The following is a 14,376-nucleotide window of genomic DNA, read 5'->3' as shown; positions in this document are numbered from 1 at the left end:
GCTTCGAACAGGTCGAGCCCGAGACCGGGCGAGAACGGATCGGTGAGGTCGTCGTCGCTCTCAGCCGCCGGCCAGTAGTTCTCGGAGTCGTCCCACAGATAGGCAACCGCCGTCGTCGCGTCGTCCATCACCAGGCGGTACACGCCCTTCTTGCTGCCGCCCGCGACCCGTTCGACCCCCTCCAGCCGCCGCCCGCCCCCCAGCGCGGCCCGGGCCACGCCTTCCAACTGATTTCTGGTCACTGTCCTGGGTGCCATGCTTCCGAACCGCCTCTCCGCCACGACAACCTGCGCACTCTACGAGAGCGTCGACGCGCAGGCCGATTGATTAGCCGGCGTCCCAGGCACACCGGTGCCGCCGTCAGAGTTCATAGCCAGATCAGGAACTGTTTCCGAACCCGCTTGCGTGTTCGCCGGCACGACGGAGTGCCGTCGCCGGAGACGTCCACGCGCGGGTGCGTCCTGAGTCGGCGCTCCCGGAAAACGTACGTGCGTACGTGAACTCGGCCGTGCCAGGATGGCGGCGGGAAGCGAGGTCTCGTGGACGAGTTGAGGCGATTCCGCCTGGCGCTGGCCGCCTGGGCGGCCGGCGGAGCGAGGGCGGGTGCGGCGGCCGCCGTGGCGCGGGAGTCGGCCTGCGGTGTGCGGACGATCGTGCTCGTCGAGGGGAGCAGTGATCAGGTCGCGCTCGAAACGCTGGCCGCGCGCGTCGGCCGCGATCTCGGTGCGGAGGGCGTCGCGGTCGTGCCGCTCGGAGGCGCGACGAGCATCGGGCGGTTCCTGGACGTGTGCGGTCCTTTGGGGCTCGGACTCCCGCTGGCCGGTCTCTGCGACATCGGCGAGGAGCGGCACTTCCGGCGTCATCTGGAGCGGGTCGGGCTCGGGTCCGGTCTCACACAGGCCGGGCTGGAGGCACTCGGGTTCCAGGTGTGTGTCGCCGACCTGGAGGACGAGCTGATCCGGGCTCTCGGGGCCGAGGGCGTGCAGCAGGTGATCGAGGCCCAGGGCGAGACGCGTCCCTTCCACACCTTCCAGAGCCAGCCGGCACAGCGGGAACGGCCCGTGGAACACCAACTGCGGCGCTTCATGGGCACGCACAGCGGTCGCAAGGCGCTCTACGCCCAGGCGCTGGTCGCGCACCTGGACCTCGCGCGCGTTCCCCGGCCGCTGGAGCGCCTCCTCACCCATGTCTGACACGGCCGCCGCCGTCACCCGTCGCGGGGAGGGCGTGCGGCCCCGGTGAGTCGATTCCGTTCCGCATGACGGGAGACGTGGATCAGGGCGTCGGCCGGAGGGCGACGAAGACCAACTCCCTGCCGGGCCGGTCGGGGGCGTCGCACACCGTTCTCAGGACGAAACCATGGTCGGCCAGATCCGCTTCGATCTCGTCACGCTCATGGAACCGCAAGGTCGAATCGGAGGTCAGCACCTGCCCGTCCTCTGTGAACACGTACGTCCAGCGGAAGGTCACCAGAGGACCCGCGATCTCGATCAGCTCGACCCAGCTCTCCACCGCACCGATGCCTGGAACCTCCGTGGCGCTGAAGGAAGCCTCGCGGTTCCAGTCCTCCCAGGCACGCCTGGACGGATCCCGTGTCTCGAACACCAGCTGCCCGCCTGGCCGCAGTGCCCTGTGAGCACCCTTCAGCGTCCCGTGCCACGCCTGCGGGGTGACGATCGCCTGGGCGACGTTGGCCGTCATGGTGACGAGGTCGGCTTGCAGCGGTGGAACGGTCGTGGCTTCACCGCACACCCAGCGAACTCGATCGCTGCCCGGCTTCGCCCGTGCGACCTCGATCGATGCCCGGGCGGGATCAACTCCTACGACCTCGACTCCGCGATCGGCCAGCGCGAGCGCGAACACCCCTGTCCCACAGCCGACGTCCAGTACTCGCTTCGCGTCCGACTGCTCGGCGAGACGGAGGTAGAAATGCAGATCGCTGCGGTCCGGATCGAGGATGTCGTAGATCGCGGCCAGCCGCGGGTGCCCGAAGATCTCGTCGGTCATGCGACCGACGGTACGGCGCTACGACACCCGTGGTAACCGGGCCTGCCTGCGCAGTGACCAGCGCCGGCACGCCTAGGCCGCCGCCGCGAGCCTGCGCAGGGTTCGGGCCGAGGGTGATCCGGGGTCGGCCGTGATCAGGACGACTTCCTGGTCGTCCTCGGGGACGAGGAGCACGTCGCAGTTCAGCCGGAGCCTGCCCGCCGTGGGGTGGTCGAGGGTCTTGGTGCGGTGGCCCGGGGCGTGGACCGGGCGGGTCTCCCAGAGCCGGCGGAACTCCTCACTGCCGGTGTGCAGTTCCGCCAGCAGGGCGGCGAGCTGCGGGTCGTGCGGGTAGCGGTCGGCGGCCCGGCGCAGGCGTGCCACCACGATGTGGCCGAACTCCTCGGCGCTGGAGCTCTCGTACAACCGTCCCTCGCCGAGGAACCGGCGCCGGGCCAGGTTCGCCGCCCCTTGCCCGAGGTCGCCGCCCAGCAGGGCCTGGGCCAGCGGGTTGAAGGCGACGACGCCGTAGGCGGCGTCGGTGACGATCGCGCCGGTCTCCGGCAGGCGCTGCAGCATCCGGGCCACGTGGGGGCGAACGCGCCGTACGGCGCCGGTGGCGGGCGGCGGCGCGGTCGTCCCGGCCAGGCGGAACAGATGGCTGCGTTCGGCCGGGGTCAGGCGGAGGGCTCGGGCCAGCGCGTCCAGGATGCGGGGCGACGGACGAGGGCCGCGGGCCTGCTCGAGCCGTACGTAGTAGTCGACGGACATGTGGGCCAGCTCCGCGACCTCCTCGCGGCGCAGGCCCGGGGTGCGGCGCGGGGCGCCGGTGGCCAGGCCGAGCTCGTGCGGACGCAGGGCCGTGCGGCGATCCCGCAGGAAACGGGCCAGTTCCTGCCGCGCCATGGGCTCTCCTCCCGGTGCCTGGTACAGGTTGTCCCTGGCAGGGGTGTCGCCGCCAGGGGACCGTGGCTGCCATGAACGATCGCACAGCACTGGTCACCGGTGCCAACAAGGGCATCGGCAAGCAGATCGCCCGCCTGCTCGCCGCGGAGGGGTTCGGCGTGTACGTGGGCTCCCGCGACGCCGGGCGCGGGCGCCGGGCCGTCGAGGAGATCGGCGGGGCCGCGCGTCCGCTGGTCCTCGATGTGACGGACCCGGACAGCATCGCCGCGGCCGCAGGGCAACTCGACCGCCTGGACGTCCTGGTCAACAACGCGGGCATCTCGCCCTCGCTCGCGCCGCCGGCCGAAACCACCGCGGACGACTTCCGGCGCACGTACGAGACCAACGTGTTCGGGGTCGTCGCGGTCACCAACGCCTTCCTGCCGGCCCTGCGCCGCTCCCCGCATCCCCGGATCGTCAACGTGTCCAGCGGGACCGGATCCCTGACCTGGAGCACGACCCCGAACCCCCAGTTCGCCACCACCGGCGGCGGTGCGGCCGCGTACCGATCGTCGAAGGCCGCCCTCAACGCCCTCACCGTCCTGTACGCCCAGACGCTGGCCGAGGAGGGCTTCAAGGTCAACGCGCTCGCCCCCGGCCTGAGGGCCACCGACCTCAACTCCCGGGCAGCCGCGGCGGGCGGGGACCCGGCGGAGGCCGCTCAGGGTGCCGTACGGCTGGCGCTCCTGCCGGACGACGGGCCGAACGGCGGGTTCTTCTCCTGGGACGGCACGCCCGTGCCGTGGTGATGATCACGGCGAGCGCGGCCCGGACGCCCGGGTGGCGGGTTGCGGGGTGCCGGTGATGAAGCCGTGCCCGGCTCGATGCGTCTCGGCTACGGGCTCTGCGTCGGCGCGGCGGTCTGCGGGAGGCGTTCGCACAGCGTGGCGCGCACTCCTCCGGCCGGGCCGGCTGGTGCGCAGGTCGGCCACCCGCCTGCGCGGCCCGCTCGAAGCCGCGCACCCAGCCCCGCCTCTCCAGCCGCCCCTGGCCCCCGTCGGCCAGGGGCGGCTGTCCAGCCAGGGCAGCCGCGCGTCTGGGGGCCCGACGCGGGTGGACCTCGCCCCTCCACGATCTCCCTCACTGACCCGTCGGAAATCTTTGACGCGTCGGATATTCCCGACGTACAGTTCCGTCATGCCTGCCGACGTGTTCGGCGTGCTGGCCAACCCGGTGCGTCGCAAACTGCTGGAGACCCTGCGTGAAGGGCCACGCTCCACCGGTGAGCTGGCCGGGATGTTCGAGCTCGGGAGGCCGGCGGTCTCCGAGCACCTCGCGGTGCTCCGCACCGCCGGACTGGTGCGCGAGGAGCCGCGTGGCCGGCACCGCTTCTACCACCTGCAGCCGGCACCGCTGGCCGAGGTGAGCGAGTGGCTGCACCCCTTCGAGCACTACTGGAACCAGCGCCTGGACGCGCTGGCCGATCTTTTGGACGAGGAGAGCGAGAAGTGACCGAGAACAACACGATCAACCTCGACAGGTTTCTGCCCCACCCCCCGGCCGCGGTGTGGAACGCCCTGACCGATCCCCACCTCCACGCCCGCTGGTGGGCCGCAGGAGACGTCAAACCGGTGGTCGGCCACCGCTTCACCCTGGACATGGGCGACTTCGGCGCCCAGCCCTGCGAGGTGACCGAAGTGGAGGAACAGCGGCTGCTGGCCTACCGGTTCGCCGAGGGCACGCTCGACACCACCATCACCTGGCGGCTGGAGCCGGAAGGCGAGGGCACCCGCCTGCGCCTGACCCACGCCGGCTTCGACCTCGATTCCCCGATGGGCCGGCAGGCGTACAACGGCATGGGACACGGCTGGCCCCACGTCCTGGACCGCCTCGCCACCGTCCTCGGCGGAGCCGACTGACCGGCACGCACACGCTCCCGGCCGCGGACCGGTCGCTACAGGCCCTTGAGGGTCTCCTCGACCAGGTCGTGGGCCAGATCGAAACGCACGCCGTCGGGATTGCTCAGCCCCGCGTCCGAGTACCAGGAGCTGTCGGCCTCCGGGTGCGGCCCGACCACTCCGACCCGGCCCTTGCCGTACGGCGCGACGACGGCCGCCACGGTCCCGTTGTCGTACCTGGCGAGTACGGACGCGTCCGCACCGTCGTCCAGAACGAAGACCGGGCCGTCCTGGAAATACATGTGCCGCGACGCGCCCTTCCACATCACCGGCACGACCGTGTCCCGCTCGTCGCGGACCGAGGCCCCGGACGAGGCTATGTACTCGTCGGTGTCACCGGGCAGCAGACCGAAGCCCGGATCGCTCCCAGCCAGATAGCCGCCCATGCAGAACCCGAGGTAGCGGCCGCCGCCGCGGGTCCAGTCGCGGATCGCGCCGGCGGCGCCCTTCAGCCCCTCCCAGGTCCCGTCGAGGTCGTCGTCGCCACCGGGCTGGGCGTACACATCGGCCTCCGCCAGACCGGCCGCGGTCAGCGGCACCTCCTCGCCGGGACCGACGTACCTGACCTTGAACGGGCGAGGGCCCAGCTTCAGCAGTGCGGCCACCGCCTCCGCGCATCCGTCGCAGGCACCCGGACCGCGGTAGACCAACGCCGACAGCGGCTCGGCCTCACGCCGGGAGCCAGAGGTGGTGGTCAGCAAAGTGGCCGCCACCGCGGGAAGGGTCCGGGTGAGCAGTCGACGCCGGTTCATGGAGGGCGCGGGGGGTGTCACTGTCGCCGCCTGACGCGTTCGGGAACATGAGCCACCCATAATTGGCCACTCGGGCGAACGCCGTCCAACCCGATCTCCGCCCCGGCGCTTCTCCCGGCGGGAGTGAGACGCGGTAGGCACGCCGCTACGGAACGTTCCAGGCGGAGATGCACGGCTGTCCGTCCTCGACGGCCAGGAAGCCGGCCCGGGACTCGCCGGCGCCGACCGCCCCGACCTGCCGGTCTCACCCGCACCGGCTCGGACCGCCCCTCCCCCGTCACGCCGAGACCCTCAGTACACCAAGGAGAATCCGATGCCGAGCAACCCGCCGATGATCGCGGTCAGTGACGGTGAACTCGCCGACCTCCGTGCCCGGTTGGAGGCCACACGATGGGCCGAGCCCTGGCCGGTCGAGGGTTGGGAGGCGGGTACCGACGCGACAGAACTCCGGCGCCTCGTCACCCACTGGGCCCGCGGCTACGACTGGCGAGCCCACGAGGCCGCCATCAACGCCCTCCCCTCACACCTCGCCGACCTCGGCCGGACTGCTCGCCTGGATCGTCGAGAAGTACCGTGCCTGGAGCGACTGCGGCGGCGACCTGTCCGCCCGCTTCAGCGACGACTTCCTCCTCACCCAAGCCTCCCTCTACTGGTTCACCGGCACGATCTCCACCTCATTCCGGCCGTACTACTAGTACGCCCACGGCCTGACCCGACGCGTGGAGCGGGTCGGCGTTCCGACGGCCGTCGCACTGTTCCCCGCCGATCTGAGCCGGCCACCGCGGAGCTGGGCAGAGCGCACGTACAACGTCACGCGCTACACGCAGATGCCCCGCGGCGGGCACTTCGCCGCCCACGAGGAACCCGACCTGCTGGCCCAGGACATCACCGAGTTCTTCCGCACCTACCGCTCTTCTCCGCCTGCGGCCCCTCGCTCCGACGGCTGACCCCGACGGCCGGCGGCAGCTCCGGCGGGGCGGGTTGCGGACTGTGCCGTTCGGCGGACCGGCCCCGGGGTGGGGTCGGCCGTCGACCCGCTGGTGGAGGGCTGCTCCGTCATTGGCGTTCCTCGTCGAGGTTCGCGTGGTCGCCCGCGTGGTGTCCGTGCTGCGTGTGTGCGGTGTGGTCGCGGCCGGTGTCCGGAGCGCCGCCCATCATGCGCACCATGGACAGCCCGCCGGTCCGCCAGAACCGCACCAGAAGCACGGCGGCGAGGACCAGGAAGGCGATGTTGAGCCAGGTGGTGTAGTTCCAGTTGACGCCCTGCATGGGAACCTTCGCGGCGGCCTGGTCGGGGATCAGACCGAGGCCGCCGAAGGCGAACTCCACGACGTATCCGGCGATGACCATCGCCAGGTAGAAGGTGCCCAGGAGGAAGACGGCCATCCTCGCGCCGTAGTACTTCCGGTAGATGTTGAGGATCGGCAGGATCAGCAGGTCGGCGAAGATGAACGCCACCACGCCTCCGAAGCTGATGCCGCCCTTCCACAGCACCACCGCCAGCGGCACGTTGCCGATGGAGCACACGAAGGAGGCGATCGCCACCAGCGGGCCGACGACGGGTCCCCACAGCTTGGCGGCGAGCGGGTGGCCCTCGAAGAAGAAGGTGCGCCAGAAGGAGTCCGGGACCCAGGCGGCGACGGCGCCGGCGATGAGCAGGCCGACGACCAGGTCGCGCAGGATCGCCGCCCACTCCATGACGAACACGTGGCTGGTGGCGGTGAAGCCCTCACGGGAGAGCAGCCGCCGGGTGAAGGAACCCTCGCCTCGGACGGACATGTCCATCGCGGCGTGGCCCTCCATCGACCCGGCCAACCCGCGTTCCGCCTGCTCGCGGGCCTGGCGCAGGAGCCGCGCGCGCAGAAGCAGCCGGAACAGCACTGCCAGCAGGGCGATCATGATGGGACCGCCGACGAACTCGGCGGCGGTGAACTGCCAGCCCATCAGCAGCGCGAGGATGACGCCGAGCTCGACGACGAGGTTGGTGGAGGCGATCTCGAAGGCCATCGCGGCGGTGAAGTCGGCGCCCTTGCGGAACAGCGAGCGCGCCAGCGCCACCGCGGCGTAGGAGCACGACGAGGACGCCACGCCCAGGCCCGCGGCGACGGCGAGGGTGCGGGGCCGGTCGTCGCCGAGCAGGGATACGACGGTGGACTTGCGGACCACGGCCTGGACGATGGCCGACAGGGCGAAGCCCAGGATGAGGGCCCAGGTGATCTCCCAGGTCATGGAACCGGTGATCGACAGTGCGTGCAGTACGGCGTGCATCTGTGAAGCGTTCCCTCCGAAGTGCGGCGTACGACCGGCGGACACTCCATGGGCCGGAGTAGTTGCCTGCCGACCGGGGTGCGGGGCGCCGCCGCAGAGGCGGCGCCCCGCCGGGGGTCAGCCCACGCGCAGGGTCAGGGCGGCGGTGTGGAGCGTGCCGCCGGTCCGGAACTGCAGGAACAACCGCCAGTTGCCGGAGGTGGGCAGTTCGGCCTGGAAGTTCAGGTCCGGGCCGCCGTGGTCCGCGGTCACCTCGGTGGTCGGGTGGAGGTGGGCGAACGCGGCGTCGCCTTCGTGGAAGGCGGTCAGGTGGGCGTAGGTGCCGAGGTAGGGCCGCAGGTCGGTGACGGGCTTGCCGTCCTTGGCGACGGAGACGGTCAGCGGGTGCGACATCCCCGCCATGGGCTCGCCCTTGACGGTGACGGTGTACCCGTCGACCTGCGTGCTGCCCGCGGGCGCGGGCAGCGTCGTCTTCGTGGCGTCGCCGGGCACTGTGAGGGTGCGCGACAGCACGAGGTCCTTGCCCTTGCCGGGTCCGGCGGCGGGGGTGAAGGAGGCGAACATGCGCCATGAGCCCGGGGCGAGGGAGGCCAGGTCGGCGCTCCAGGTGCCGTCGGCGGCCATGGCAGGGTGGATGTGCTGGAAGCCGGTCAGGTCGGAGCGGATGGCGTAGAAGTGCATCCGCTTCGTCTGGTCGACGGCGAAGTCGCTGACCGGCTTGCCGTCCGGGCCCGCGACCGTGAACCGGTAGGCGGTCCGCTTACCCGACGGCAGCGTGGCGTCCGTGGAGGTGAGGCGGTAGCCGTCCTGGGCGTCGGACAGGCCGTCGCCGGTGGCCATGTGATCCATGCCGGGCATGTCGCCCATCGCCTGAGATGGGCTGGGCGAGGAGGGCGCGGAGGCCTTGGCGCCGTGGTCCATGCCGGGCATGGAGGAGGAGTCGCCGGAGGAGCCGCAGGCGGCCAGGGTCAGCGCCAGAGCGGCCGCGGCACCGGCCGCGGCCGAGCCGCGGCGTGCGGTGGAACGGGAAGAGGTGGACATCGACGTGGGTCTTTCCGGGTGGGCGCACCACACCGGTGGCGCGCGGAGACGAGCAGGACACGGTGCCGGCTCCGGCCTGGGCCGGGCTCCGGCGCGTGCCTGTCACGTCCGCGCGATGCACACCTGAAGCAGGAGATGTCGTCCGCCGCCCGGTGGCCCCCGCCGCCCCGTCCCGCCGGCCGCCGCCCGCAGTCGCGCCGGCGCCCACAGGGCGAGCACGCCGGCGCCTGCCACGGCGAGCAGGGCGGGCGCAGGCAAGGGGACCCGCTCATGGGCCGGGGTCGAGACGCACAGCTCCCCGGACATCTGCGATGTGCCGGCGGCCCGGACCGTTGAACCCTGACCGTGTGCGTCGGGCCCTTGGGCCGTGGGCATGGGGGCGGCGTCGTGGCCGCTGGGCATCGGCGAGGTCGAGATGGCGGAGGCAGCGGTCATGGCGCCGTGGCAGCCCTCCGCGGCGGTGGCCGGGGCGCCGTGCATGAGGAACAGGCCGCACAGCACCGCGCACACCGCCAGCAGCCGGGTCATGCCCCGCCTGCCCGCTCGCGCCCGCACGCTGTCCACGGTCCTGCCCTCTCTTCCGTCTCGCTCGGCACCCGCCACCGACCATACCGGGGCAGGGTATCGAGCGCTCGGCGGCATCCCCTCCCGGCTCCCTGGAGCGGCCCGGATGGAATGCCGCCTCTGCTTGATCCCGGCGGATTCTGGAAGCCCGCCGCCTCTGCTTGATCCCGCCGGATTCTGGAAGCCCGTGCCTCGACGCCGGGCAGCTAGTTGTGATTCATGGATGACGAGCCGCGCCCGAGACGGTGGGGCAGGCCGTGAGCGCACGGTTTCGTCGAGGGCTCGGTTGCCCGTCTGCGACCTGACCGGGCGCGCCCATCAGGGCACTCGGCTCAGGCCAACGACAGGAAGAGCTTCTCCAGCCGGGCCCGCATCTGCTCCTGGTCTCCGCCGGCGGCCATCTCCGAGTCGCTGAGGCAGCGCTGCAGGCCGGTGGCGATGACCGCGAATCCGGCCCTGTCCAGAGCCCGGGAAGCCGCCGCGAGTTGCGTGACGACCTCCTCGCAGTCCCGCCCCTCCTCGATCATCTTGATCACGCCGGCGATCTGGCCCTGCGCCCGGCGCAGGCGGTTGACCACCGACTTCAGTTCCTTCTCCGCCATCGCCAGTTCCACAACGCACTCCTCCGTATACCCCTGCGGGTATCCTACCTCCCGCAGTCCGCGCGCCGGGGCGGCGGAGAGAAGCCTGACGACCCCCGCGGCTTCTGCCTCGTGGATCGGGTGACGGCCGTCCCGCGGTGTGGCCCGGCCGGTCATCCCACGACATGCCGCACTGCATTACTGACCAGCTCAGGCCTACCAGCAGCACCGACACCGCCACATCGCCGCCGGCCGGGTGCCAGGGCCGTCAAGTATCCCTGCGTGAGTTCCCGCGCGCGCTGGACCAGCCGCGGACCGTCCTCCGTCAGCGGCTGGAACTCCTCCTCAGGCCGACACACCCCGCACTCTCCGGAAACCTCTACACCGCCCCCAGGGATACCCCTGAGGTGATCGAGATGCCGCTGGGCTTGCGATCAGCGGACGGACGTCTTGGATGGAGGCAGGCGGCATCTGCCGGCAGGACAGACACTTCCCGACCGCCGCGCAACGCGTCGCTGGGGGAACCTGTGCCCGCCCGAAGCCGGGAAGAGGGGTGGCCATGCGAACGACCCTCATCCGCGACCAGCACATCACCGTCAGCTACGACGTGATCAACGGCTGGACCGTGCTGGAGATCGACGGCGAAGTGGACATCCGCACCCACGCCGAGATCCGCACAGCCGTGGCCCGGCTCCTCGACCAGGGGCACCGCCACTTCGTCCTGGACCTGTGTTTCGTGCCCTTCCTGGACTCGATGGGCCTGAGCACGGTCGTGGCGATCACCAAGCACATCAGAAAACAGGAGGGCTCCCTGCGGATCACGTGCCCGTCCGCCCAGATACTCAAGGTCTTCCGGCACGGCGGCCTGCGCGGAGCCTACGAGTTCTACGACTCGCCGCAGGAAGCGACCAGCCAGCCGCCATCGCACGACGGCCTGGCGTACTGGCCGGGCCCCCCGGACTGAGGAACCCGTCGGGCTGGCTGTGACGTCGGACCGACCCGTGCCGCGGCCCGGTGGTGAGGGCTCGTCAGCCGAGACTCTGGGTCGAATCGTCGTCCTGCCGGCCGTCGGCTCCGATGGTGCGGCGCGGGCCCCGGGGTGCCGCAGGCTGGGCTCCGAGCACTCCACGGGCCCGACGTTCGTCAAGGTCGGGGAGGTGGGCACGTCGAGAAGGTCGGCTCGACGCCGACGCGGCCCGTGGGCGGCATCGGTGCGGCCACCGCCTAGTCGCTGGCGCGGAGCTTCGCGCGAGCGAGCAGTTCCCTCATCACCAGGCCGCACGTGCCTTTACGTGCCCGATCCGGCAGCAAGTGACGGGGAACGCCGGTGAGCGCTCCAGGAAGGTGCGGCTCGGCGTCTCACGAGGTCAGGGAAGATCAACGTCGACTCCATCCCGCGGATCGGAAATCGTTGCGGCGACGCAGCCCGAGCATGCTGCGGCCGTACTGTCGTCTACCAGCTCGGCACCGAGGAGCAAGACGCCCCCTTCGAGACCGCCGTTTCGATCCGAGAAGCCGTCGACGCGGTCAAGACGGGCTGGACGCCGAGGCGACCGGAGACCGCGTACTGGAACGCCGCAGTCGCGTGGACGCGACGATGTGTCGTTTGGGGGGCGGCCCAGCGTGGATGACTCGTCCTGCGAATCCGCGTCTCTACAGTGGGCGGCATGCGAGGACACCCGACCCTGGCAACCGTCGCGGTCACGGCGGCACTGCTGGCTTGCGCTTCCTGCTCCGGCACATCAGAGCCCGCGCCCAGCGCACACACGTTCGCCACGGAAACCACACGCGCCACCACTTCGCCTGCCGGGCGGCCCCTCGCCCTTGCTCGGGGAGAGGGATTCGACCGCACCGGAGCGTTCACCTCGCTCATGACCTGCGATGATCCAAGGGATTACTCGCCGGGGCTGAACTTCGCGAACATGCCGAACGGAACTCGGGAGCTCGCCCTGACCATGGTCGACCTCGATATCCACAAGATTCACTGGCTCCTGCTCGGAATCCCCCCAAGTGCCCACGGAATCGGCGCCCACCGCCTTCTCGCAGGTACCCGTGAGGCGCTCAACGACTTCGGTGAGGCCGCCTACCACGGACCATGCCCACCGCATGGCAGCACCCACAGGTACCAGTTGACGCTGTACGTGCTCCACGAACCGATGCCCGCATCCTTCGACGGCAGTACGCAGCCTGCCCGGACGCTGCAGGAGATCAAGAGTCGAGCCTTCGCCTCGGCGGCGCTCGTGGCCCCCTACACACGCCGCTGACGCGAGATCCACCGATCGAGCAATCCGACCCGCTGGGCTCAAACAGAGCCCCGCGATGCGGTCAACACCTTGGTCAGCTCCGCCGTGGGAAGGTAGTACCAGTTGATCCAGTCCAGGAACGCCTCGTCGTAGTCGCCGCGCTGGTCCGCTCGGCGGTGGCACACGTGGTAACGGTTGGCGATCTCGAACGGTGCGCCTTATTAGACGGGCTAGTTCGGCGGTCCTGCCCGCGGCCACGTGCCGGCCGCGGGCAGGACCGCGCGCGATGCGGTGGTCAGCTCTTGTTGAGCTCCCAGAATCGGAACACGGTAGAGGCGTCGAGGCAGTACTCCAGGCCGTACACGCCGTCGCGGACGACCGCGTACTGCTTGGCCTGCCAGATGGGAAGGACGGGCAGTTGCTGGGCCACGATGTCCTGGAGCTGTCCGTAGTCCTTGTCGGTGCCGGCGCGGTCGCTCTCGGCGGCGGTGCGCGGGATGAGCCTGCCGGTGATGGTGTTGTTCGTGTAGTGATTGTCCAGCACGTTGCCCTGACCGAAGAAGGGCGCTGTGAAGTTGTCGGCGTCCGGGTAGTCGGGCACCCAACCCTTGACGTAAACGCCGTACTTGCCCTTGGCGATGTCCTTCTCGTACTGGTCGAAGGGCACCGACTTGACGTCGGCCTGGAAGAGTCCGCTGGCGTCGAGCTGGGTGGCGATCGCCTTCAGTTCGTCGTCAGTGGCCGGGCCGTAGCGTGACGGGGTGGACCAGAGGGTGAGGTGCACCTTGCCGGTGATGCCGTCGGCGTGCAGCGCGGCGGTGGCCTTGGCCTTGGAGGGACGGGCGCCGTAGGTGTCGAAGAAGGCCGTGCTGTGGCCGGCGATGCCGGCCGGAATGATCGAGTACAGCGGGGTGGCCGTGTCCTGGTAGACGTCCCGGATGAGGGCGTCGCGGTCGAGGAGGTAGGCGATGGCCTTGCGCACGCCGAGCTTTCCGGCCACGGGGTCGTCCATGTTGAAGACCAGGTGCTGGACTTCTGCGCTGCTGCCCTCCACGACCTCGATGCCCTTGGTGTCGTCCTGGGCGCCGATGCCGGCGATGTCCTTGGTGGTCAGGCCGCGGTAGGCGACGTCCACCTTGCCGTCGAGCAGGGCCTGCTTGAGGGCGGGCTGGTCGCCGTGGAAGAACTTCAGGGTCACGCCGGCGTTCTTGACCTGCGCAGTGCCCTTGTAGCTCCGGTTGGCGGAGAAGACGGCCTCGTCCTTGCTGAAGGAGTCCAGCTTGTAGGGGCCGGAGCCGACCGCCTGGTCGTCCTTGCGCAGTCCATTCGCGTCGTACTGCCTGTGGTCGACGATGGAGCCGGCACCGGAGGCGATCTTGCTGGGGAAGGTGGCGTCGGGGGCCTTCAGCTTGAAGACGACGGTCTTGTCGTCGGGTGTCTGGACCGAGTCGAGTACGGAGAACATGATCGCCGGTCCGGCCGCGTCGTTGATCTTCAGCGTACGGTCGAAGGAGAACTTGACGTCCTGGGCGGTCAGCGGGTCACCGTTGCTGAACTTCAGACCGTCCTTGAGCGTGCACTGGTAGATCCGGGTCCGGCTGTCGGTGAAGGAGCAGGACTTGGCCGCCTCGGGCTGTGGCTCGGTGCCGCCCTTGGGGAAGCCGAGCAATGTCTGGAAAACGTTGTCGAACAACAGCCAGGAGCCGGGGTCGTAGCCGGAGGCCGGATCCGTGGCCAGCACGTCGTCGGACATCCCCACGACCACGTGGGAGCCCGCGGCGTCGGACCCGCTGCTCTGGGAGCCGCATCCGGTCAACAGACCGCAGGCCACCCCCGCCGTGATGGGCAGGGCCGACCACTGGTTGCGTATCTTCACTGAATGTGCCTTGCCTTCGGTTCTCGTCAATCCCGGGCCACCGTCCTGGCGCGGGGGCGGGCCGGGCCCGGTGCGGGCAGGCCCCAGGAGAGACGTCAACCGCTCATACCACGGCCGAGGTCCCACAGCTGAAGGGTCACGAACAGGGGGAGACAATACCCGGCCCTCGTGAACGCCGTCCCGGGTGGCCGACATACCGTTCGTTCTGCCGCATGGGCAGCA

General features: G+C 70.5%; 16 protein-coding genes and 2 pseudogenes. 8 read left to right on the top strand and 10 right to left on the bottom strand.

Going from position 1 to position 14,376, the window contains the following annotated elements:
* Positions 1-257, bottom strand: a pseudogene (locus tag BZY54_RS23365) (aminoglycoside phosphotransferase family protein); the annotation flags it as partial.
* A gap of 282 nt (positions 258-539) precedes the next feature.
* Here BZY54_RS23365 and BZY54_RS23360 point away from each other — a divergent pair.
* Positions 540-1,193, top strand: a complete 654-nt coding sequence (locus BZY54_RS23360) for a TOPRIM nucleotidyl transferase/hydrolase domain-containing protein (RefSeq protein ID WP_086727287.1) — start codon at positions 540-542, stop codon at positions 1,191-1,193.
* An 82-nt stretch (positions 1,194-1,275) separates the two neighbouring features.
* Here BZY54_RS23360 and BZY54_RS23355 read toward each other — a convergent pair whose 3' ends face one another.
* Both BZY54_RS23355 and BZY54_RS23350 read right to left on the bottom strand, forming a co-directional pair.
* Complete coding sequence (locus BZY54_RS23355; protein ID WP_086727286.1) at positions 1,276-2,007, bottom strand: class I SAM-dependent methyltransferase; 732 nt, start codon at positions 2,005-2,007, stop codon at positions 1,276-1,278.
* 72 nt (positions 2,008-2,079) lie between these two features.
* Positions 2,080-2,892: a helix-turn-helix transcriptional regulator gene (locus BZY54_RS23350; RefSeq protein WP_086727285.1), complete on the bottom strand. Its 813-nt coding sequence runs from the start codon at positions 2,890-2,892 to the stop codon at positions 2,080-2,082.
* Between the two features lie 71 nt (positions 2,893-2,963).
* On the opposite strand from BZY54_RS23350, the gene BZY54_RS23345 reads away from it, so the two are divergent.
* The 3 genes from BZY54_RS23345 to BZY54_RS23335 all read left to right on the top strand — a co-directional run bounded on the left by BZY54_RS23345 (position 2,964) and on the right by BZY54_RS23335 (position 4,790).
* Positions 2,964-3,680, top strand: coding sequence for an SDR family oxidoreductase (locus BZY54_RS23345; protein ID WP_086727284.1), 717 nt, complete (start codon positions 2,964-2,966; stop codon positions 3,678-3,680).
* 388 nt (positions 3,681-4,068) lie between these two features.
* On the top strand, positions 4,069-4,383 hold the full coding sequence (locus tag BZY54_RS23340; protein ID WP_086727283.1) for an ArsR/SmtB family transcription factor: 315 nt from the start codon (positions 4,069-4,071) through the stop codon (positions 4,381-4,383).
* Complete coding sequence (locus tag BZY54_RS23335) at positions 4,380-4,790, top strand: SRPBCC family protein (protein WP_086727282.1); 411 nt, start codon at positions 4,380-4,382, stop codon at positions 4,788-4,790. The genes BZY54_RS23340 and BZY54_RS23335 overlap by 4 nt, the downstream gene beginning before the upstream one ends.
* A gap of 35 nt (positions 4,791-4,825) precedes the next feature.
* Here the strand turns inward: BZY54_RS23335 and BZY54_RS23330 are convergent, their stop codons facing one another.
* Positions 4,826-5,542: a BPL-N domain-containing protein gene (locus BZY54_RS23330; RefSeq protein WP_244217299.1), complete on the bottom strand. Its 717-nt coding sequence runs from the start codon at positions 5,540-5,542 to the stop codon at positions 4,826-4,828.
* A 352-nt stretch (positions 5,543-5,894) separates the two neighbouring features.
* Here BZY54_RS23330 and BZY54_RS53470 point away from each other — a divergent pair.
* Together BZY54_RS53470 and BZY54_RS53465 are read left to right on the top strand one after the other, a co-directional pair.
* Positions 5,895-6,059: pseudogene (locus tag BZY54_RS53470) on the top strand (epoxide hydrolase N-terminal domain-containing protein); the annotation flags it as partial.
* A gap of 241 nt (positions 6,060-6,300) precedes the next feature.
* Positions 6,301-6,528, top strand: coding sequence for an alpha/beta fold hydrolase (locus BZY54_RS53465; protein ID WP_244217300.1), 228 nt, complete (start codon positions 6,301-6,303; stop codon positions 6,526-6,528).
* A gap of 109 nt (positions 6,529-6,637) precedes the next feature.
* On the opposite strand, the gene BZY54_RS23320 is transcribed toward BZY54_RS53465, so the two are convergent.
* The 4 genes from BZY54_RS23320 to BZY54_RS23305 form a co-directional block, all read right to left on the bottom strand.
* On the bottom strand, positions 6,638-7,849 hold the full coding sequence (locus tag BZY54_RS23320) for a permease (protein WP_086727280.1): 1,212 nt from the start codon (positions 7,847-7,849) through the stop codon (positions 6,638-6,640).
* 117 nt (positions 7,850-7,966) lie between these two features.
* Entirely contained in the window at positions 7,967-8,890 is a 924-nt protein-coding gene (locus BZY54_RS23315) for a hypothetical protein (protein WP_086727279.1), read from the bottom strand.
* Positions 8,891-8,992: 102 nt separating this feature from the next.
* Positions 8,993-9,445: a hypothetical protein gene (locus BZY54_RS23310; protein WP_244217298.1), complete on the bottom strand. Its 453-nt coding sequence runs from the start codon at positions 9,443-9,445 to the stop codon at positions 8,993-8,995.
* 341 nt (positions 9,446-9,786) lie between these two features.
* On the bottom strand, positions 9,787-10,068 hold the full coding sequence (locus BZY54_RS23305; RefSeq protein ID WP_086727278.1) for a metal-sensitive transcriptional regulator: 282 nt from the start codon (positions 10,066-10,068) through the stop codon (positions 9,787-9,789).
* 526 nt (positions 10,069-10,594) lie between these two features.
* On the opposite strand from BZY54_RS23305, the gene BZY54_RS23300 reads away from it, so the two are divergent.
* Both BZY54_RS23300 and BZY54_RS23295 read left to right on the top strand, forming a co-directional pair.
* On the top strand, positions 10,595-10,999 hold the full coding sequence (locus tag BZY54_RS23300; protein WP_086727291.1) for an STAS domain-containing protein: 405 nt from the start codon (positions 10,595-10,597) through the stop codon (positions 10,997-10,999).
* A 703-nt stretch (positions 11,000-11,702) separates the two neighbouring features.
* Positions 11,703-12,299, top strand: coding sequence for a YbhB/YbcL family Raf kinase inhibitor-like protein (locus BZY54_RS23295; protein ID WP_143668102.1), 597 nt, complete (start codon positions 11,703-11,705; stop codon positions 12,297-12,299).
* Positions 12,300-12,337: 38 nt separating this feature from the next.
* On the opposite strand, the gene BZY54_RS54790 is transcribed toward BZY54_RS23295, so the two are convergent.
* Both BZY54_RS54790 and BZY54_RS23290 read right to left on the bottom strand, forming a co-directional pair.
* On the bottom strand, positions 12,338-12,463 hold the full coding sequence (locus BZY54_RS54790; RefSeq protein WP_279634699.1) for a hypothetical protein: 126 nt from the start codon (positions 12,461-12,463) through the stop codon (positions 12,338-12,340).
* A gap of 110 nt (positions 12,464-12,573) precedes the next feature.
* Positions 12,574-14,154, bottom strand: coding sequence for an ABC transporter substrate-binding protein (locus BZY54_RS23290; RefSeq protein ID WP_086727276.1), 1,581 nt, complete (start codon positions 14,152-14,154; stop codon positions 12,574-12,576).
* Positions 14,155-14,376: the final 222 nt, after the last annotated feature.

This window comes from Streptomyces carpinensis (genome assembly GCF_002154505.1).
Lineage (GTDB): Bacteria > Actinomycetota > Actinomycetes > Streptomycetales > Streptomycetaceae > Streptomyces > Streptomyces carpinensis.
The sequence above is the reverse complement of the archived record's forward strand: the minus strand, read 5'-3'. Positions and strand labels throughout refer to the sequence as shown.